The 19681-nt window shown below is 72.9% G+C and carries 15 protein-coding genes; 5 read left to right on the top strand and 10 right to left on the bottom strand.

From position 1 onward, the window contains the following. Positions 1–31 precede the first annotated feature (31 nt). The 10 genes from P8R59_RS07295 to P8R59_RS07250 are packed head-to-tail and all read right to left on the bottom strand — an operon-like array spanning position 32 to position 13002. A complete protein-coding gene (locus P8R59_RS07295; protein ID WP_278103374.1) occupies positions 32–1135 on the bottom strand; it encodes an FAD-dependent oxidoreductase in 1104 nt (367 codons plus the stop codon). Further along, positions 1132–3156, bottom strand: a complete 2025-nt coding sequence (locus tag P8R59_RS07290; protein ID WP_278103373.1) for an MFS transporter — start codon at positions 3154–3156, stop codon at positions 1132–1134. The genes P8R59_RS07295 and P8R59_RS07290 overlap by 4 nt, the downstream gene beginning before the upstream one ends. Next, positions 3153–4022 (bottom strand): DUF1684 domain-containing protein, encoded by an 870-nt coding sequence (locus P8R59_RS07285; RefSeq protein ID WP_278103372.1) that lies wholly within the window; start codon positions 4020–4022, stop codon positions 3153–3155. The genes P8R59_RS07290 and P8R59_RS07285 overlap by 4 nt, the downstream gene beginning before the upstream one ends. A gap of 22 nt (positions 4023–4044) precedes the next feature. Beyond that, the gene (locus P8R59_RS07280) at positions 4045–5421 is read right to left on the bottom strand and encodes an NtaA/DmoA family FMN-dependent monooxygenase (protein WP_278103371.1); all 1377 of its coding nucleotides are present in this window, start codon (positions 5419–5421) and stop codon (positions 4045–4047) included. Between the two features lie 11 nt (positions 5422–5432). Beyond that, on the bottom strand, positions 5433–6641 hold the full coding sequence (locus tag P8R59_RS07275) for an LLM class flavin-dependent oxidoreductase (RefSeq protein WP_278103370.1): 1209 nt from the start codon (positions 6639–6641) through the stop codon (positions 5433–5435). A 26-nt stretch (positions 6642–6667) separates the two neighbouring features. Next, positions 6668–7699, bottom strand: a complete 1032-nt coding sequence (locus P8R59_RS07270; RefSeq protein WP_278103369.1) for an LLM class flavin-dependent oxidoreductase — start codon at positions 7697–7699, stop codon at positions 6668–6670. Beyond that, positions 7699–9315 carry an ABC transporter substrate-binding protein gene (locus P8R59_RS07265; RefSeq protein ID WP_278103368.1) on the bottom strand — a complete coding sequence of 539 codons (1617 nt, stop codon included), beginning with the start codon at positions 9313–9315 and terminating at the stop codon, positions 7699–7701. Before P8R59_RS07265 ends, P8R59_RS07270 begins: the two co-directional genes overlap by 1 nt. 8 nt (positions 9316–9323) lie before the next feature. Further along, a complete protein-coding gene (locus tag P8R59_RS07260; RefSeq protein WP_278103367.1) occupies positions 9324–11012 on the bottom strand; it encodes a dipeptide ABC transporter ATP-binding protein in 1689 nt (562 codons plus the stop codon). After that, the gene (locus P8R59_RS07255; RefSeq protein ID WP_278103366.1) at positions 11009–11959 is read right to left on the bottom strand and encodes an ABC transporter permease; all 951 of its coding nucleotides are present in this window, start codon (positions 11957–11959) and stop codon (positions 11009–11011) included. The genes P8R59_RS07260 and P8R59_RS07255 overlap by 4 nt, the downstream gene beginning before the upstream one ends. Next, the gene (locus P8R59_RS07250; protein ID WP_278103365.1) at positions 11959–13002 is read right to left on the bottom strand and encodes an ABC transporter permease; all 1044 of its coding nucleotides are present in this window, start codon (positions 13000–13002) and stop codon (positions 11959–11961) included. Before P8R59_RS07250 ends, P8R59_RS07255 begins: the two co-directional genes overlap by 1 nt. 229 nt (positions 13003–13231) lie before the next feature. On the opposite strand from P8R59_RS07250, the gene P8R59_RS07245 reads away from it, so the two are divergent. The 5 genes from P8R59_RS07245 (at position 13232) to P8R59_RS07225 (ending at position 19511) form a co-directional block, all read left to right on the top strand. Next, complete coding sequence (locus P8R59_RS07245) at positions 13232–13948, top strand: GNAT family N-acetyltransferase (RefSeq protein ID WP_278103364.1); 717 nt, start codon at positions 13232–13234, stop codon at positions 13946–13948. Beyond that, positions 13945–14970, top strand: a complete 1026-nt coding sequence (locus P8R59_RS07240) for an LLM class flavin-dependent oxidoreductase (protein ID WP_278103363.1) — start codon at positions 13945–13947, stop codon at positions 14968–14970. The genes P8R59_RS07245 and P8R59_RS07240 overlap by 4 nt, the downstream gene beginning before the upstream one ends. Before the next feature lie 100 nt (positions 14971–15070). Next, positions 15071–16276: an LLM class flavin-dependent oxidoreductase gene (locus P8R59_RS07235; RefSeq protein ID WP_278103362.1), complete on the top strand. Its 1206-nt coding sequence runs from the start codon at positions 15071–15073 to the stop codon at positions 16274–16276. Continuing rightward, positions 16273–17625: an NtaA/DmoA family FMN-dependent monooxygenase gene (locus P8R59_RS07230; RefSeq protein WP_278103361.1), complete on the top strand. Its 1353-nt coding sequence runs from the start codon at positions 16273–16275 to the stop codon at positions 17623–17625. Before P8R59_RS07235 ends, P8R59_RS07230 begins: the two co-directional genes overlap by 4 nt. Further along, the gene (locus P8R59_RS07225; RefSeq protein WP_278103360.1) at positions 17622–19511 is read left to right on the top strand and encodes an FAD/NAD(P)-binding protein; all 1890 of its coding nucleotides are present in this window, start codon (positions 17622–17624) and stop codon (positions 19509–19511) included. The genes P8R59_RS07230 and P8R59_RS07225 overlap by 4 nt, the downstream gene beginning before the upstream one ends. Positions 19512–19681 lie beyond the last annotated feature (170 nt).

The following is a 19681-nucleotide window of genomic DNA, read 5'->3' as shown; positions in this document are numbered from 1 at the left end:
TCCCCCTCGAGGCTGGGCGACCGTCCCGCCGTCACCCGCGGTCTCCGGCCAGCTCGGCGAGCGTCCGTCCGACGACCGGCGTGAACTTGAAGCCGTGACCCGAGAACCCGGCGCCGATGACGATCGGCCCGACCCGTTCGAGCACGAACCGGGCGTCGACCGTCGAGGTGTAGGTGCACGTGATCTCGGTGAAGGCATCGGCATCCACGCCCGGCAGCCACTCGCGGGCGTATCGCACCAGCGCATCCGTCAGACGCGGGTCGGGCACGAAGCTGCGGTGGTCCGGATCGACCTCCGGGCCCGCCGCGTGCCACCCGGCCTTCACGCCCTGCCCCGGCGTCAGCATGCCGTAGACCGGCGCCGCGAACCACGACGTCGCGGGATCATCGGCGTCGCGGTGGTGGTTGAAACCCGGCCACACCGCGGCGGCATCGTGCGGCCGGAAGTGCGCCGGCTGCTCCTGCGTGACCCGCAGCGCGGGCAGGGTGACCCCGCGGACCCCCGCGAGGGTCTTGGCCGTCCACGCCCCCGCGGTGCTGACGAGGCGCCGGGCGCGCACGCGACGCGGGCCCGCGGCATCCGTCACGGTGAAGCGGACGTCCTCGTCGCCGTGCACGACCACGTCGGTCACGGCCGTGCGCCAGGCAAGGCGGGCTCCGGATGCCACGGCCCCGGCGAGGAACGCGGACACCGAGGCGTCGGCATCCAGGCGTCCCGCCCCGGGGGTGTGGAGGACGTCGGTCGCGAAGCGGAAGCCCGGCCACCGCGCGGCGGCCGACACCGGGTCGACGACCTCGGTGTCGAACCCGCCCGCAGCGATCGCCTCCGCAGCCGCCGCGACGTCGAACCCCGGACCGTGCGTGACGATGCCGGTGGTCTCGAGCAGCCGTGCGCCGGACTCCTGCTCGAGCTCGCGCCACAGGACCCGCGCGTCGCGCAGCCACGCGAGGTACTCGGGCTGGGGGTAGGCCACGTTGAAGTTGCGGGAGGCTCCGTGCGAGGCACCGCGGACGTGTCCCGGTTCGAACTGCTCGAAGACCGTGACGTCGCGTCCGGCTCGGGCCAGGTGCCACGCGGTCGCGGACCCCATGGCGCCGGCCCCGACGACGGCGACGTCGACCCGCTCCTCGCTCACGCGCGGACCGCCTCGAGGGGCTTCGCGAAGCACCGCGATGCGGGGAAACGGACGTAGGGCGGGAAGATGTCGATCGCGTGATACCCGATGTGCTCGTAGAGCGCGATCGCCTCCGGCTGGCGGTCACCGGTCTGCAGGATCAGGCGCGTCGCACCGCGGGCGGCGCCGAGCCTCTCCAGCTCGGCCATGAGCTCACGGCTCGCGCCCGTCCCCCGCGCGCGTCGGTGCACGAACACGCGCTTGACCTCGAGCTCGCCGCCGAGCGCGCGCAGAGCGGCATGCCCGATCGGTTCTCCGGCGGCATCCAGGATCAGCACGACATCGACGATCGTCGCCGGATCGACCGCGAAGTCCTCGGCGAGCACGGCCGCGGTGTCGTCGTCGAACGCGGCGAAGACCTCGGCGTACCGCGGGCTGATCTCCGCGTCCATCGCCGCGCGCAGCGCGACCGCGCGCTCGTCGTCCCAGTCGACCCGTTCGATCGTCCATCGCCCGTGCGCCGCCGTCATCGGGCCAGTATCGCGGGGCGGGACGTCACCGGCGGCGGCGCCGGAAACGGCGGGTAACACGCGCGCATCGCGGCCCTCCCCGACCGGTCCGGGAGTCGTCGGGCCGGCGCGGAACGCGGAAGAGGCGAGGGCCACCGCGAGGGCCACCAGGACGGCTCCCCCGCACACCGCGACGGCGATGCGCAGCGTCGACAGCGAGGGCGCGGCGGTGGCGCCGAGGAGGATCCCCGTGGTGAGGGCCACGAAGAACGTGGCCGAGAGCCGTTGGGTCAGCTGGAGGAACGATGCCGCCACGCCGTGGAGCGTCGGTGGGGCGTAGCCGAGGGTGACCGCCCGCAACGCGGGTTCGACGAGCCCGCCCCCCACCCCCATCACGATCTGCAGGAGCACCACCGCCAGCAGCAGCGGCCACGAACCCCACACGCTGCTCGACCCCAGCAGGAGCAGCAGCGCCAGGAGCTCGACGAGGAGCCCGCCGATCACCGTCAGGGGTCCGAACCGGGCGAAGATCGCGGAACTCGCCCGCGACGTGAGGAGCCGCGCCAGCGAACCGGGGATGAACGCGACGGCGACGAGGAACGCCGGGAGGTGTGCCGCCTGCAGGAAATACACCGTCACGGCGGTGGAGAGCGCGAGCAGGCTCCCGAACCACAGGAGCGCGACGACGTTGCCGGCGAGGAACCCGCCCGAGCGCAGGAGGGCGGGAGCGAACAGCGCGAGCCGGCCCCGCCGCGCGTATCCGCGCTCCCACACGGTCAGCACGACCACGAGCACCGCCACGGCGCCGAGGGTGCCCGCGACCTGCGCGGGCGGCATCCCGGGATCGATCACCGGGAGGGTGACCAGCACCACGACCGCGCCGAGCAGAGCGATCCCCGGGAGGTCGAGACCCGTGGTCAGCCGGGACGGGCGCGCGGGCGGGAGGGAGCGCAGGCCCCGCCAGATCGCGACCGCCGCGAACGGCACGGGGGTCAGGAGCACCAGCCGCCATCCGATGTCGGCGGGGAACAGCCACAGAAGCGCGCCCGCCGCGAGCGGACCGACGATGGCGGCCAGCGCGCCGATCGCGCTGTAAGCGCCGAGCGCGCGCACACGCTGCGAGCCGCGGGACGTGTCCTGGATGAGGCCCAGGACCTGGGCGCTGACGAAACCCGCACCCAGCCCCTGCACCAGTCGGCCGACGACGAGCAGCCACACCGACGGGGCGAGTGCCGACGCGACGGCTCCCCCGAGAAAGGCGAGCATCCCCCCGACGAACAGCTCGCGACGGCCGAACGCATCGCCGAGGCGACCCGCCGGCACGAGCCCCAGACCGAACGTCAGCGAGTACGCCGCGAGGAACCACTGCACCCCCGAGGTCTCCGCGTTCAAGGACACCGCGACGGCGGGGGCGGTGTAGGCGACGGAGGTCGCGTCGAGCAGGGTCGCGAATCCGGCCGCCAGGCAGCACGCGAGCGCCGCTCGGGCGGCGGCCGAGTCCGCGCCGGGAGCCTCGGCCGCCGCCGGGCTCACCGGGCGGTGCCCGTCGGCTCGATCCCGCGGGCGGTGACCTCCCCCTCGGCTCGGGCGACGGGGGTCTTCTCCCCCGCCTCGACGGCGACCGTCAACCGGTTCTCGGCCGGGGGCAGGGGGCACGTCGCGAAGTCAGTGTAGGCGCACGGCAGGTTGACGGCGCGAGTGAAGTCCACGACCGTGCGGCCATCGGCTCCGGGCGCGTCGACGCTCAGCGATCGGTTCGCCGCGTACGTGGTGCGACCGCTCGTGGCATCCGTGAACAGGACGGTCAGCGTGCCCTCCGCGTGCCCCGGGAAAGCCACGAGCCGGAACGTCTCGTCGTCGATGTCGAACTCGAGATACCCCGGCGACTCGTAGACGTGCGACAGCCCGTCCACAGCCGCGCCCACCTCGTGCCGACGCGGAGCGGCGTAACGCACGAACGTCGCCTCGACCCGCCACTTCGGATCGGGCGCGTAGGCGGGCGTCCCGCGGTAGGAGCCCAGGAACGGGAAGTCGGGCCGACGGGGGCGGAGGATGTCGCGGCCCCCACGGCGCGCCACCTCGATCACGCCCCCGTCGAACCCGACGGTCACTCCCCCGCGCTCGGCGATCGCCCCGAACGCGTGCCGCCCCGTGATCGTGGCGTCGCCCAGACGGAGCCACTCGCCCTCCTCCAGCTCGACCACCGGTCCGTCGAGCGACGTGCGCCACCGCCCGGGGATGCCGGGGAAGGTCTGCGACTCCTCCGCGATCCAGAACAGCGCCGTCACGGCGAGGAAGCCGTGGGGGTCTGCCCGGCGCGCTTCGTGGGCGCGATGCCAGTCCTCCCACTCCGAGGCGAATCGAGCCCGCTCGAGGGTCTCGTGCGCGGTCGTGGTCATCGTCCGGTTCCTCTCTCGATGCTCAACGTCCGACCGCGCCGACGAGGGCGGGTTCGACGAGGCGATCCGGGGCCGGGAGGCCCAGGTTGTCCCGCAGGGTCGTGCCCTCGTACTCGGTACGCAGCGATCCGCGCTCCTGCAGCAGCGGAACCACGAGGTCGACGAACTCGTCGAGGCCCGAGGGCACCACGTGCGAGCCGAGCACGACCCCGTCGCCGCCGCCCTGCTGGACGAAGGCGTCGAGCTCCTCGGCAACCTGCGCGGGGGTTCCGACGTACTGCGGGCCGCGGGCGACCGCGCGGGCGAGGCCCCGGAACGTGAGGCCCCGTTTCGCTGCGAGCTCGCGCCACGCGCGGACGGTCTCGAAGCGGTCCTGGAAGATGAACGCCCGCCCCTGGATGAAGGACGGAGCCTCCGGATCGGGGTCGACGTCCGGAACGGGGCCGTCGAGGTCGTAGGCCGACAGGTCGCGGTTCCAGACCTGCTCGAAGGTGACCTGGATCGTGCGGTCGCTCAGCTGCTGATCGAGGATGTGCCGCGCCTTCTCCTCGGCGTCGGCCCGGCTGTCGCCGAGCACGAACCCGGCCGACGGCAGGATCTTCACGTGCTCCGGATCACGACCGAAGCGCGCGGCGCGGGCGCGGATGTCCTCGCGGAACGCCCGTCCCTCCTCGAGGGTCGAGAACGGCGAGAAGATCGCATCGGCGGTGGATGCCGCGAAGTCGCGCCCCTGGGGCGACACCCCCGCCTGCACGATCACGGGTCGACCCTGGGGGCTGCGGGGAACCGTGAAGCGGCCCTCGATGTCGAACTGGCTGCCGTGATGCGCGAACGCACCCGCGCGCGGGTCGCGGAGGAACGTCCCGGCATCCTTGTCCGCGGCGATGGCATCGGCCGCCCAGGAGTCCCACAGCTCCCGCACGGTCGCCACCGTCTCCTCGGCGCGGACGTATCGGTCGGCGTGCGGCAGGAAACCGCCGCGGCGGAAGTTGGCGCCCGTGAAGGCGTCGAACGAGGTGACGACGTTCCACCCGGCGCGGCCGCCCGACAGATGGTCGAGGCTCGCGATCTGGCGAGCCAGTTCGTACGGCTCGTTGAAGGTGGCGTTCAGCGTGCCGACGAGCCCCAGGTGCTCGGTCACCGCGGCGAGCGCGGCCAGCACGGGCAGGGTGTCGGGGCGCCCGGCGATGTCGTGATCGAAGATGCGTCCGTCGCGCGCCCGCAGGGCGAGGCCCTCGGCGAGGAAGAAGTAGTCGAATCGGCCGCGCTCCGCGGTCTGCGCGACGTGCCGGAAGGTCGAGAACGCGATCTGGCTCCCGGCATCCGGGTGCTCCCACGCGGTGTGCTCGTTGACGCCGCCCACGTAGGCGGCGAGGATGATCTGCTTTTTCGTGGTCATGGTCGGTCCTCTCAGGCGACGGGGGTGGCGTAGCGGCTGGGCAGGCCCTCGGGCAGACCGAGGCGTCCGCGCAGCGAAGTTCCCTCCGGGGCGACGGCCGTCCGCGCACCCCGTCGGCGCAGTTCGGGCACGAGGTCGTCGACGATCCGGGCGAGGTCGTCGGTGGCGACGCCGGGACGCAGCCGCACCCCGGCGTAACCGGCGGCGACGAGGTCGTCGATCACGTCGGCGACGGTGGATGCCGGACCGGTGACGATCCGAGCATCCGAGACGAGCGGGCGGCCGAGGGCGTCCAGCCGTCGGCGGCGATCCTCGCCGGTCTCGCCGCCGTCCGCGTCGAGCAGCACCACGAGATCGGCGATGACGCGGAGGGGCTCGCCCTCGCGCTCCACGACGCGTTCGGCGGCGCGCACCTCCTCGAGGATCGCGCGCGCGTGCACGGCATCCGCGGGCGTGACGAAGACCACGTCCGCCGACCGTGCGGCCAGGCGGTAGGGCACAGCGGCATGCGCGAGAGCGGCGACGACGGGCTGACCCTGCGGCGGGCGCGGCGTGATCGACGGTCCGCGCACCGAGAAGAAGCGACCCTCGAAATCGATGGCGTGCACCTTGTCGGCATCCAGGAACCGGTCCGTCTCGACGTCGCGGATCTCGGCGTCGTCCTCCCAGCTGTCCCACAGCCGGCGGACGACCTCGACCACGTCCGCCGCCTCATCGAACGCGTCCTGGATGAACGCCTGGACCGCGGGGTCGTCGAGCGCCACGTCGCCCGGGTGGGTCCGGCGGCCGACGTGCGCGGCCTCGTCGACGCGCCCGGACACCTTCACCTGCACGCCGGCGCGACCCTCGCTGACGTAGTCGAGCGTCGCGATCGCCTTGGACACGTGGAACGGCTCGGTGTGGGTCACCGTCGCGACCGGGATCAGCCCGATCCGCGACGTGAGCGGCGCGACGCGGGAGGCGATGAGGACGGCGTCGAGTCGTCCGCGGACCTCGTCGGTGCGCTCGTCACCGGTGAGGAACCGCGACGACTGCAGGGCGAGCGCGTCCTCGACGGTGACGAAGTCGAGGTCTCCGCGTTCGGCGGTGCGCACCAGGTCGGCCCAGTAGCCGGAGGTGAACAGCTCGTCCGGGCGCGAGGACGGCTCCCGCCAGGCGGCGGGATGCCACCCTGCGCCCTCGAGCGCGACTCCGAGGTGAAGGGGATGCGATGAACTCATGAGTGCTCCTTGTCAGGGGATCGCGGTCAGGCGGCGACGGCGCGCGTCGCGGCCGGGCGCCAGCCGAGGCGCGGCAGCACGCCCTCGGCGATGTCGGTCAGGATCTGTCGGTACTCGTCATGGTGGAACGCGTAGGGCAGCGCCACGCGCACCCGGGTGCGCCCGTCGATGGCCGGGTCGGCGTGCAGGCGTTCGACGATCTCGTCGGCCGTGCCCACGAGGTCCTTCTGGAACACCAGTCCGCGAGTGGGCGCCAGGGTGCGTTCCTCCCGTCCGGCCGCGAAGTCCGCGTAGTGCGCGCGCTGGGCGGCGGTGGCGCTGTCGGTCGTGACGATCACCCGTTCCACACCGACCGCCGGCTCACCGCTGCCCGTGAACGCCGCGTAGTACTCGTCGATGCGCGCCCGCTGCACGGTCTCGAACGGCGCGTCGCCGTCGGCCGCGGTGAGGTTCCCCAGGAAGAGCTTCAGCCCGTGCTCGGCCGCCCAGCGGACCGACCGCGCCGAACCTCCGCCGAGCCACACCCGGTCGCGCAACGACGGCACGTGCGGCTGGATCCGCGGGATCTGAGGACCGTACGGCGTCAGGATCGCCTCGTCGGACAGATCGCGCCCCTCGAGCGCTTCGAGGAAGCGGGCGATGAGCGTGTACGGTTCGACGCCCGCACCGTCGTCCGCACCGCGTCCGAGCGGTCGAAGGACGTCCAGGTGCGGGGCCGACGAGCTGATTCCCACGTTGAGACGGCCGCGGGAGAGCACATCGACCGTGGCGAAGTCCTCCGCCAGGCGGAACGGTGTCTCGTAGCCGAGGGGGACGACGGCGGTCTCCAGGCGGATCGTCGACGTGCGTTGGCTGGCCGCGGCGAGGAACGGGAGGGCCGACGAGAGCCCCCGCTCCAGGTGACGCTGGCGGACGCCCGCCACCTGGTAGCGGAGCTCTTCCGCCAGGGAGAACAGCTGCAGCGTCTCCTCGAGTCCGCCCGACGGGTCGGTCTCGTCGTAGTTCCCGGGCAGGGTGAGGCCCACCTCGGGGATCGTGGGCGCGGAGACGGTCGACATCAGTCCGCCTGCTTCCAGGCGGCGACGAGCGAGTCCAGACGGGAGTCGGCGCCGAGGCTCACGCCGTGCACCGTGTCGCGCGTGCCGATGATCGAGGTCAGCTCGTGCACGGGGATCTGGTAGTACTGGCTCGCGATGCGCGCCTGCGCCTCGGCGAGGACCTCGTCGCGCGCGGACGCGTCGCTGAGCGTGAGCTGCTTCTGCAGGAGATCCTCCAGCGTCGGGTCGTCGATGCGGTAGCGCGTCGTGCTCTTCGAGAACGTCGTGCGCAGGACGTCGCCGTCCGCGCGGGACAGGTTGCCCCACACGAGATCGAAGTCGCCGTTCTTCTGCGCCTCGAGGAAGTCGGGCACCGGTCCGCTCTGCAGCTGCAGGTCGATGCCCACGGCCTTCAGCTCCTGCTGGATCAGCTCGAGCGAGGTCTGGTTGGGCCCGAAGTTCGTGATCCACCAGAGCTTGAGCTGCAGCTTCTGGCCGTCCTTCTCGCGGATGCCGTCGGCCCCTGCGCTCCATCCGGCACCGTCGAGCAGCTCGGCGGCCTTGTCCGGGTCGAAGCCGAAGGCGGCGCTCTGGTCGGCGTAACCGGGGGTGGACTGCGCGAGCGAGCTCGTGGCGACGGCGAAGTAGTCGTTCAGCGCGGTGTCGCGGACCGTCTCCGCGTCGATGGCCGCAGAGATCGCGTGGCGGACGGCGAGGTCCGCGACGACCGGATGCGACAGGTTGGACGAGAGGCCGAAGGTGATCCCCGGGTTCGCGCGCCACACGAGCGGGTATCCGCTCTGCTCCAGGGACGCGACGTCGTTCGGCTGCACGCCGCCGGCCACGTCGACCTGGTCGGACGTGAGACTTCCGGTGCGCACCCCCGCCTCCGGCACGATCTGGAACGTCACCGTGTCCAGGCGCGCGCGGCCGGTGTTGCCGAGCGCCTCGGGCACCCACGCGTAGTCCTCGCGAGCGGCGAGCACGGTGGCGGTGTCCTTCGTGTAGCTCTTCAGCGTGAACGGACCCGTCCCGACGACGGCCTTCCCATCCGCCCTCTGGTCGTAGGGAACCGCCAGCGTGGCGTCCCCGACGATGCCGAGGGCGACCGACGCGGTCGAGTTGGGGAAAGCGGCGTTGGGGCTCGAGAACCGCACCCGCGCGGTGTGCGCGTCGACGACGTCGGTGCCGACGTACCCGACGAAGGAGCTGACCGCCTGACTCAGCGCGCCCGCCGCGATGATGTCGTCGAAGGTCGCCTTGACGTTCGACGCCGTGAACGGCGTCCCGTCCGAGAACGTCACGTCGTCGCGCAGGGTGAAGGTGAACTCGGTGGCATCCGCGTTGGACTCGTACGAGGTCGCCAGCCACGGGTCGAGGGCACCCGTGTCGGGGTTCTGGTAGAGCAGCGAGTCGACGAGTTGACGCGTGACGTACAGGGTGTCGTTGCCCGAGCCGGTCCCCGACGGGTTCAACGAGATGGGGTCGTTGGCCACCGCGAAGGTGAGGTCTCCGCCCTGCACGGGTGTCGCCGACACGGAGGCCTCGGGGGCCGCGGTGGTGCCCCCGCACGCGGACAGGACGAGCGCCGCGGCGACGCCGAACGCCGCCGCGAGAGAGATACGTCGGATGGACATGCTGCTCCTCAGAGAAGAAGGGTGGAGATGGCGGAGGGTGCGGTCGGGGAACGTCGGCCCGGGATGGCATCCAGGAGCGTCCGCGTGTAGTCGTGGGCGGGACGGGCGAACACGTCGTCGGCCGTCCCCAGCTCGACGAGGTGTCCGCGGCGCATCACGCCCACGGTGTCGGCGATCTGCCGGACGACGGCGAGGTCGTGCGAGATGAAGAGGTAGCTCAACGCCTTCTCCCGCTGGATCTCGGTGAGGAGGGTGAGGATCTGGTGCTGGATCGACACGTCGAGCGCGGAGACCGGCTCATCGAGCACGAGCAGCGCGGGCTCGAGGGCGAGGGCCCGCGCGATCGCCACACGCTGGCGTTGGCCGCCCGACAGGTCGGCCGGTCGACGCGACAGCGCCGTCGACGGCAGTGCCACGAGATCCAGCAGCTCGGCGGCGCGCTTCCGACGCTCCGCGCGCGACCCGACCCCGAACGCGCGGAGGGGATCGGCGACGATGGTCTCGACTCTCCATCGGGGATTCAGCGCGGCATAGGGGTTCTGCTGCACCAGTTGCACGCGACGGCGCACCCGCCTCAGCCGCCGCCCGGAGAGCGCGGTCACGTCGGCGCCGTCGATCCGCACGGTCCCGGCCGTCGGGTCGACCAGGCGCAGCGCCAGCCGGGCGGTCGTCGTCTTGCCCGACCCCGACTCGCCGACGAGGGCGAGGGTGCGGCCCCGCTCGAGGCGGAATCCGACGCCGTCGACGGCGCGCGTGCGGCCGCCGCCGGGCAGCGCGAATTCCTTGACCAGGCCCTCGACCTCGAGAACGGGCGTCTCCCCCGGCAGCCCGCGACCCGCGTCGGACACGGTCCGTGCGGGTACGGCGTTCGAGAACGGTTCCGATGTGCGGACGGCGTCGGTGGCGCGAAGACTCGGCGCCGCCGCGATCAAGCGGCGGGTGTACGGATGTCGCGGGTCGCCGAGGATCTCGTCGGGGGTGCCCTGTTCCACGATCCGGCCGTCGCTCATCACGACGATGCGATCGGCGCGGTCCGCGGCGACGCCGAGGTCGTGGGTGATCAGCAGCAGGCTCGCCCCGCGCTCGCGCTTGAGGACGTCGAGGTGATCGAGGATCTGGCGTTGGACGGTCACGTCGAGTGCGCTGGTGGGTTCGTCGGCGATGAGGAGGGCCGGGTCGCCGATGATCGCGATCGCGATGAGCACGCGCTGCCGCATGCCGCCCGACAGCTCGTGGGGGTACTGGCGCGCCCGCACGGCCGCGTCGGGCAGGCCGGCCCGCTCCAGCGCCTCGATCGCCCGCGCCTGCGCGGTGCGCCGATCGGCGAGACCGTGCACGCGCAGCACTTCGGCGACCTGATCCCCGATGCGCACGACGGGGTTGAGGCTCACGGTGGGGTCCTGCGGGACGAAACCGATGCGTCGGCCCCGCACCGATCGCAGGTCGCGGTCGGTCGCCGCGACGAGGTCGCGCCCCTCGAACCGCACGGACCCCGCCGCGATGTGGGCGGCCGCCGGCAGCAATCGGATGATCGCGTGCACCGTCGTGGACTTGCCCGATCCGGACTCGCCGACGACGGCGACGGTCTCTCCCTGGGCGACCGAGAGGCTCACCTCCCGCACCGCGTCGACGTCTCCTCGACCCGTGCGGTAGGTCACCGCCAGACCGTCGATCTCGAGCAGGTTCTCGGCGCTCATCGGCGTGCCCTCCCGTCGGCGTCGAGCCCCCGGGAGAGGCGGTTGGCCGCCAGCACGGTGACGGCGATGGTGAGTCCCGGCAGAGCCGTCAGCCACCACGCGTTCCGGAGGTAGTCGCGGCCGCCCGAGACGAGTGCGCCCCACTCGGGAGCGGGCGGCGGTGCCCCGTATCCGAGGAAGCTCAGCGCCGAGACCGCGAGGATCGCGGTCCCGAACTCCAGCACCGCCAGCACGACGACCGGTCCGATCGAGTTGGGCAGCACGTGGCGCAGCAGCACCGCCGTCCAGCCGTTGCCCGAGGCCCGGGCCGCCTCGATGTACGGCGCCGTCCGCACCCGCAGCACCTCCGACCGCAGCACGCGCGCGACCGCCGCCAGGCTCGCGATCCCGACGGCGATGGCGACGTTCACCGTGCCGAAACCGAGCGCCGTGATGATCGCGAGCGACAGCAGGAGACCCGGGATGGCGAGCAGGACGTCGGCGACGCGCATGATCGCGGCATCCGTCCGTCCGCCGACGAAGCCGCTGAGGAGGCCGAGGAGCGACCCGGCCACCACCCCGACGCCGACGGCGATCGCGGCAGCGGACACGGTCAACGCGGTGCCGTGGACGACCCGCGTGTAGAGGTCCCGGCCGAGCTGGTCGGTGCCGAACCAGTGCGCCCACGACGGCGCCTGGAGATTCTCGGTCGGGGTGCCGCCGAGCGGATCCCCGGGCGCGAGGAGCCCGGGCCAGAGCGCGGCGACGAGGACCACGACGATCCACGCCGCCGACGCGAGGACGAGGGGACGGCGGAACGCCGCGGGGAGGGCGCGTCGACGCGTCGATGTCCGGCGTTCGGCGGCGCGGGCGACGACGGCGTCATCGAACCGGTCGGCGGCGGTGGCGGCGAACGGGTCCTCGGAGTGCTCGCGTCGCTCGGGGACGAGGGCGGTGGTCTCGGACATCACTTCACCTCCGTTCCGGCGGCCTCGGGATGCCGGCCGGCCGCGGACGCCGCGGAGGCGTCACGGCGACGGCGGGCCGGCGCGGTGCCGAGCACGATCCTCGGGTCGAGGACGGGATACACCAGGTCGACGGCGAGCGTGGTGAGGACGAAGACCAGGGCAGCGAACAGCACGACCCCCTGCACGACGGGCACGTCCTGCTGCTGGACGGCGAGTGCCGTCACCCGGCCCACGCCCGGACGCGAGAAGACGGTCTCGGTGACCACGGTGCCCGAGAGCAACTGGCCCACGACGAGACCCGTCACCGTGAGCGCCGGAAGGGCCGCGTTGCGCAGCGCGTGGCCCAGGTGCACCCGCCATCGCCCCGCGCCCTTCGCCCACGCGGTGTCGATGTACGGCTCGCCGAGGGTGGTCGCCAGGCTCTTCGACAGCAACTGCGCGATCGCGGCGCTCGTGGGGACGGCGAGGGTGACGGCCGGAAGGACGAGGGAGGCGAAACCCTTGTCCCCCATCGCCGGGAACAGGGGGATCTGGAACGAGAACCACTGGATGAGGACGAGTCCGAGCCAGAACGAGGGCACGGCGACACCGAGCGGGGGCAGCCCGAGCAGCACCGCCGAGAGGCGACGCGAGCGCGTGAAAGTCGCGACGATCGCGATCCCGGCGCCGAGCACGACGGCCACGACGAGCGCGAACCCGGCGAGCTGGACGGTCGGCGGGATCGCTTCCCCGATCACCTGCGCCACGGGGCGGCCGGTCGAGATCGACGTGCCGAGGTCGCCGGTCAGGATGCCGCGCAGGTGCAGCAGATACTGCACCCACAGCGGCTGGTCGAGGCCGTACCGCGCGCGCAGGTCGTCGAGCTGTGCGGCGGAGATGTCGGTCGCGTCGCCGCCCGCGAGGAGCGCCACGGGGTCGCTCGGCAGGGCGTAGAGCACGAGGAAGGACAGCGTGTAGGCCGCCCAGAGCACCAGGAGCGCCTGCGCCAGTCTCAGCGCGATGTACCGCGCGATCGAGGCGCGAAGTGCGGGGGTCCCACTCATGCCGACGTCCTCAGTTCCGTATCGGGGGCTTCCGGGCCGCGGGGGATGGCGGACCGGTTTCGAACGAGGATGTGCCCGGATGCCGACCGGGCGGGACGCGCGCGAAACCCGGTGTCGCCGAGCGTCACGGACCGACGCCGGACTTCACGCGCTGTCACATAAGCGCGCGCCCGTTGCGAACCGCGGCCCTCGGCTTGCACGCGTGGCGCGGGCGGCGCACAGTGGGCCGGTGACCTCCTCCGCAACGCTCGACGTTCCGCACGCCGACGCCACCGTCCTCGACAACGCGGCCTGGCATTCGCTGACCGGCCCGCACGCCTCCTTCGCGATCGGCGGCGATCTCGTGCGCCGCTATCCCGGCGACGTCGCCCCGTTCGTCGCGGTGCGCACGTGGGACGAGCCGGGCGTCTGGGACGCTCTCCGCGAGCTCGTGGGTCCCGGCAGCGAGGTCGGGCTCTCGGGCTACGAGGGCGGGTACCCGGCCGGCTGGGAGTACCTCGGCGGAGGGGAAGGCGTGCAGCTGGTCGAGACCGACGCGCTGCGCCCCCGCCCCGACGAGGAGGCGATCGAGCTTGGTCCCGACGACGCCGCGGACATGCTCGCGATCGTCGACCGCAACCAGCCCGGCCCCTTCCGGCCGCGGACGTACGAGCTCGGCCGCTACATCGGCATCCGTCGCGACGGACGTCTGATCGCGATGGCGGGCGAGCGCCTGCACCCCACCGGCTGGACCGAGATCAGCGCGGTCTCGGTGGATGCCGAACACCGACGCCAGGGCCTCGCCTCTCGACTGGTGCTCGACGTGGCCTTCCACATCCAGGCGCGCGGCGAACGGGCCCTGCTCCACGCGGCGGCCTCGAACCTCGGCGCGATCGCGGCGTACGAGCGCCTCGGTTTCGCGCTGCGCCGCCGCAACCAGTTCGCGGCCGTTCGGACGCCCGCGTGACCCGCCCGCTCCGCTCCCTCGGCTTCCTCACCATCGGTCTGTTCGACCGCGAGAATCCGCGCGCCGGGCACGAGGCGACGCTCGCGATCATCGAGCGCGCCGAGAGTCTGGGCTTCGACAGCGCGTGGCTGCGGGACCGCCACTTGCAATACGGCATCTCGTCGCCCGTCGCCGTGCTCGCCGCGGCGTCGCAGCGCACGAGCCGCATCCGCCTCGGGACCGCGGTCATCCCCCTGGGCTTCGAGAACCCCTTCCGCCTTGCGGAGGACCTGGCGACGGTGGACGTGCTCACCGGCGGTCGGCTGGAGCCGGGGTTCTCCGTCGGTCCCCCGCGCCGCCTCGACGAGATCGGCTCCGCGCTGTACCCCGGGACCGTCGAGCACGAGGACTTCGGGTACGAGCGGCTCGCGCGCCTGCGCGGGTTCCTCGCCGGCGACCGCGTGAGCGCGTTCGCGGGCCGCGAGGGCATCGAGGAGTACTCGGAGCGGATCGAACCGCATTCGCCCGGGCTCGCCGACCGCCTCTGGTACGGCGCCGGGAGCCCGGCATCCACCACCTGGGCGGCCGAGAACGGCTTCCACCTGCTCACCAGCAGCGTGATCCAGTCGGTCGACACGACCGACTTCGACACCGAGCAGCACACGCAGATCCGGCTGTACCGCGATCGGCATCCCGACGGCGAGTCCGCGCGGGTGTCGCAGGGCCTCGTCGTCATCCCGACCGACTCGGCCACGCCCGAGCAGCGCGAACGGTACTCGGCGTACGCCGCGGCGCGGAGCGCGCGCGTCGGGATCCCCCAGGGGCCGCGCGGGATGCTCTTCGCCGCCGACATCGTGGGCACGTCGGAGGAGATCGCCGACCGCCTGCGATCGTCAGCCGCGTTCCCCGAGGTCGACGAAGTCGCCTTCGCGCTGCCCTTCGACTTCGCACCCGACGACTACGCGCAGATCCTGGACGACCTCGCCGGGCGCCTCGGACCGCTGCTCGGATGGAGTCCGTCAGCGCAATCCGACGTCACATGACCTCGCGCGGCGCTGCGTTACGGAACGTGTTGTGCCGCCACCGGGCCGACGGCACAGTGGGCCTCTCGGCGGGCCGTTCCCGCCCCGGAGGGAGAGCACGATGCCCGAACGAATCCACCTCGCCGTCGCCCTGGACGGCGCGGGCTGGCACCCCGCCGCCTGGCGCGAGCCCACGGCGCGGCCGACGGAGCTGACCTCCGCGGGATACTGGCGCGACCTCGCGCGCGTCGCCGACGGCGGCGGCATCCTGTTCGCCACGATCGAGGACGCGCTGAGCCTCGGGGGTCGTTCGTTCGACGCGGATGCCGAGACCCGGCGCGACCGCGTCCGCGGCCGCCTCGACGCGGTGCTCGTCGCCTCCTTCCTCGCCCCGGCGACCGACCGCCTCGGGCTGATCCCCACGGTCACCACCGCCCACCCCGAGCCGTTCCACCTCGCGACGGGGCTCCAGACCCTCGACCACGTCAGCCACGGCCGCGCCGGCGCGCGCATCGTCGCCGGATCGTCGCCGCAGGAGCGCGCGAACTTCGGACGCCGCGTCGACGGCCCCACCGGTCTCCCGGCCTCCGGCCGCGTCGAGGACGACCCTGCGCTGCTCGCGGCCTTCCGCGAGGCGGGCGAGGTCGTGGATGCCATCCGGCGGCTCGCCGACTCCTGGGAGGACGACGCGATCGTGCGCGACCTCGAGACCGGGAAGTTCCTCGACCGCGAGCGCGTACACCGCATCGAGTTCGAGGGAGAGTTCTTCTCGATCACAGGCGCATCGATCGTTCCGCGCTCGCCGCAGGGGCAGCCGCTCATCACGGCCCTCGCGCACCAGAGCGTGCCCTACCGTTTCGCCGCCGAGCACGCCGACGTCGTGTTCATCACGCCCGCGGGGGCGTCCGCCGTCGGCGGCATCCTGGACGAGCTCGCGGATGCCGCGGACGCCGTCCGCACCGAGGGGGAGCGCCTGCGCGTGTTCGCCGACCTGCTCGTCCTCGTCGAGGACACGCCCGCCGCGGCGGCCGCGGCCTGGCGCCGCCTCGAGGACGCGGATGCGCTCGCGACCGACGCCCGGGTGGTCGTCGGCACCGCGGACGACGTCGTCGAGGAGATCCGTGCGCTCCGGGACGCCGGCGTCGACGGGGTGCGGCTGCGTCCCGCGCGGCTGCCCGCCGACCTTTCGGCGATCGCCGAGCGCGTGGTCCCGGCGGCGTCGGCCGCCGGCATCCTGTCGCCCGACGACGGAGCCGGCACCCTGCGGGAGCGTCTCGGACTCCCCCGCCTCGCCAGCCGTTTCGCCCGTCAGGAGGTCGGCGCATGAGCCGCCGTCGGATCCACCTCGCCGCCCACTTCCCCGGGGTGAACAACACCACCGTGTGGACCGACCCCGCGGCGGGCAGCCAGATCGACTTCTCGTCGTTCGAGCACTTCGCCCGCAACGCCGAGCGCGGATTCTTCGACTACATCTTCCTGGCCGAGGGGCTCCGGCTGCGCGAGCACCGCGGCCGACTCCACGATCTCGACGTCGCCGGTCGGCCGAACACGCTCGCGATCCTCACCGCCCTGGCCGCGGTGACGGAGCACATCGGTCTCGTCGGCACGCTGAACACGACCTTCAACGAGCCGTACGAGCTCGCGCGCCAGCTCGGCACGCTCGACCTGCTGTCGGGCGGACGCGCCGGGTGGAACGCGGTGACCAGCTCCGACGCGTTCCACGGCGCCAACTTCCGCCGCGGCGGCTACCTCGACCACGCCGACCGCTACGCGCGGGCATCGGAGTTCGCCGACCTGTCGAAAGCGCTGTGGTCGTCGTGGCGTCCCGACGCGATCGTCGCGAATGCCGAGGCGGGCGAGTTCCTGCGCGAGGACGCGATCGCCCGCGTGCGGCAGGAGAGCCGCCTGTTCGACGTCGACGCGGTCTTCGACGTCCCCCGGTCGCCGCAGGGGCGTCCCGTGATCGTGCAGGCCGGCGACTCCGCCGACGGACGCGATTTCGCCACCGCGCACGCGGACGTCATCTTCTCCCTCCACAACGAGTTCGAGGATGCGCAGCAGTTCTACCGCGACGTGAAGGGCCGCCTCGCCGCCCACGGCCGCAGCGAGGACTCGCTGAAGATCCTGCCCGCGGTGACCTTCGTGCTCGGCGACACCGCCGAGGACGCGCGCGAGAAATCGCGCGAGATCGCCCTCGCGCAGGTGCGGCCGCAGACCGCCATCACCTACCTCGAGCAGATCTGGAACCGCGACTTCAGCGACTACGACGCCGACGGCCCCCTCCCCGACGTCGAGCCCGACACCGGGACGGAGACGGCGCACGGCTTCGCCGGACGTCACGCCGCGATCCGCGCGCGCATCGACCAGCTCCGCGCCCTCGCGGCGGAGGAGAAGCTGAGCATCCGGGAGCTGGTGATCCGCCTGACCGCGCAGCACACGTTCGTCGGGACGCCGGAGCACGTGGCATCCGAGATCGATCGCTACGTCCAGGAGCGGGCCACCGACGGATTCACGGTCGTGGGTCACCTCACCCCGCACGGACTGGACGAGTTCACCGACCGTGTCATCCCGCTCCTGCAGGAACGGGGGTCCTACCGCCGCTCGTACGAGGACGGCGCGACCCTGCACGACCTGCTCGACCTGCCCCCGGTCGCCGACCCGATCGGCGCGCGATGACCTCCCGTACCGCCCGCCTGGTGATCGTCGGCGCCGGTCCCCGGGCCGTGATGCTCGTCGAACGCCTGCTCGCGCGTCGGACCCGCCAGGATCCGCCGCTGCAGGTCACCCTCGTCGACCCGTTCCCGCCCGGCGCGGGCCGCATCTGGCGGCGCGAGCAGTCGCCGTTGCTGAAGCTGAACTCGATGGCGCGCGACGTGACCGTCTTCACCGACGAGACGTGCACGATCTCCGGGCCGATCCGCTCGGGACCGTCCCTGATCGAGTGGGCCGAACGCGTCCGCGACCACACGCTGCCCGACGTGGAGATCGACGATCCCGCCCTGCTGGCCGAGGTCCGGTCGCTGCGCGGCGACAGCTTCCCCACGCGTCGGCTCCAGAGCCTGTACCTCGACTGGTTCTGGCGCCGCACGGTCGCGATCGCCCCGGCGGGCGTCGACGTGCACTGGCAGCCGGGCAGTGTCCAGTGGGTGGACGACACGCTCGAGGGGTGGGACGTGGCCCTCGCCGACGGGACGCGCCTGGTCGCCGACACCGTCGTGTACGCCCTCGGCCACAACGGCCGCGAGCCCGACGGCGAGACGCTCGAGCTGCTCGACGAAGCGGCGCAGGCGGGCCTGACCTACATCGAACCGGCGTTCACCGCCGACGCCGACCTGAGCGCGCTCGCCCCCGGCCAGGACGCCATCGTGCGGGGCATGGGACTGGCATCGGTGGATGCCGTGGTGTTGCTGGCCGAGGGCCGGGGCGGGCGCTTCGAGCGAGACGCGGACGGGCGGCTGCGCTACGTCGCGTCGGGTCAGGAGCCGCGCCTTCACCTCGGTTCCCGGCGCGGCGTGCCGTACCGCTCGAAGGTGTCGTCGCAGCTCCAGGGCGACCCACCCGCGCTCGAGATCCTGACGCCGCCGACGGTCGCGGGGCTCCTCGCCCGCCCGGGCACGATCGACTTCCTCGACGACGTGTGGCCGCTCCTCGCCCGCGAGCTCGTGTGGGGTCACTACCGCGAGCTGTTCACGGGACACCCGGACCGGGTGACGACGACCTGGGAGGAGTTCCGCGAGACGCTTCGCCGCGTCGACGGCGACGTCGTCGCCCTCCGGGCCGCCGTCGCCGAGGTCGTGCCCGACCCGCTCGACAGGTTCGACATCCTCACCCTCGACGTTCCGCTCGCGGGCGAGACCTTCCCCGACGCGCAGGCCGTGCACGATCGCGTCCGCCGGCACATCGTGGAAGATCTCCAGCTGCGGACGACGCAGGAGCGCAGTGCCGCCCAGGCGCTGTTCCTGACGATCCTCGGATCGTTCCTCGCTCTGGCCGACATCCCCACCGAGCGCTGGAGCGCCCGGTCCCGCGCGGTCGACCTTCCGATCACGTGGCACACGTTCTTCAGCTACGTCGCCTCGGGCCCGCCGGCGCACCGGCTCGAAGAGCTCCTCGCGCTCGCCGACGCCGGCGTCGTGCGGTTCCTCGGGCCCGACATCACGGTGCGTGTCGACCCCGCACGCGGGTTCGTCGCGGTCTCGCCGCACGTGGAGGTCGAGGCGCGCGTGCTCGTCGACGCGTGGCTCCCCTCGCCGAGCGCCGCCTTCAGCGACAACCCCGCTCTGCGGGAACTCGCGTCGCGGCACGGGCGAGAGGTGCGCGTTGCCGACGAGAGCTTCGCGGGCTCGCTCGGGCGCATCGACGTCGACCCCGACGGCAGGGTCGTCTCCCGCGAGGGGCAGCCGCACGCCACCCTCTTCGCCCTCGGCCCCTTCACGGCCGGGACCGAGGCCGGCGCGTTCACGCGTCCACGATCGGATTCCCTGGCGCTGCGCCAGACCGACCGCGTGGCGGGCGCCGTGGCCGAGGCGCTGTCGGCGGAGGTGACCGCCGTCGCACGCTGACCGGCGGTGCGGCCCCACCGGCCGGGGCCGACTCGGGCAGAACCCCGCTCTCGCGGCATCCACCCGCCTGAGAAGGACACAACGCAGGAGATCCGCACCCCGGATGCCACCACCCCGGGCCGCACCCCCACCCGGGCCGCTGTTCTCCTTCGTTTTGTCCGCGGCCCGCG

This window comes from Microbacterium proteolyticum, from assembly GCF_029639405.1.
In the GTDB taxonomy this organism is placed as follows: Bacteria; Actinomycetota; Actinomycetes; order Actinomycetales; family Microbacteriaceae; genus Microbacterium.
Note: the sequence above shows the minus strand (reverse complement) of the source record. Positions and strands in the feature narration are given on the sequence as shown.

Excerpts from the sequence above, each read along its gene's own strand:
- P8R59_RS07230 (WP_278103361.1), top strand. The coding sequence starts at position 16,273 with ATGAGCCGCCGTCGGATCCACCTCGCCGCCCACTTCCCCGGGGTGAAC.
- P8R59_RS07285 (WP_278103372.1), bottom strand. The coding sequence starts at position 4,022 with ATGACCACGACCGCGCACGAGACCCTCGAGCGGGCTCGATTCGCCTCG.
- P8R59_RS07255 (WP_278103366.1), bottom strand. The coding sequence starts at position 11,959 with ATGTCCGAGACCACCGCCCTCGTCCCCGAGCGACGCGAGCACTCCGAG.
- P8R59_RS07235 (WP_278103362.1), top strand. The coding sequence starts at position 15,071 with ATGCCCGAACGAATCCACCTCGCCGTCGCCCTGGACGGCGCGGGCTGG.
- P8R59_RS07250 (WP_278103365.1), bottom strand. The coding sequence starts at position 13,002 with ATGAGTGGGACCCCCGCACTTCGCGCCTCGATCGCGCGGTACATCGCG.
- P8R59_RS07280 (WP_278103371.1), bottom strand. The coding sequence starts at position 5,421 with ATGACCACGAAAAAGCAGATCATCCTCGCCGCCTACGTGGGCGGCGTC.
- P8R59_RS07270 (WP_278103369.1), bottom strand. The coding sequence starts at position 7,699 with ATGTCGACCGTCTCCGCGCCCACGATCCCCGAGGTGGGCCTCACCCTG.
- P8R59_RS07265 (WP_278103368.1), bottom strand. The coding sequence starts at position 9,315 with ATGTCCATCCGACGTATCTCTCTCGCGGCGGCGTTCGGCGTCGCCGCG.
- P8R59_RS07275 (WP_278103370.1), bottom strand. The coding sequence starts at position 6,641 with ATGAGTTCATCGCATCCCCTTCACCTCGGAGTCGCGCTCGAGGGCGCA.
- P8R59_RS07225 (WP_278103360.1), top strand. The coding sequence starts at position 17,622 with ATGACCTCCCGTACCGCCCGCCTGGTGATCGTCGGCGCCGGTCCCCGG.
- P8R59_RS07260 (WP_278103367.1), bottom strand. The coding sequence starts at position 11,012 with ATGAGCGCCGAGAACCTGCTCGAGATCGACGGTCTGGCGGTGACCTAC.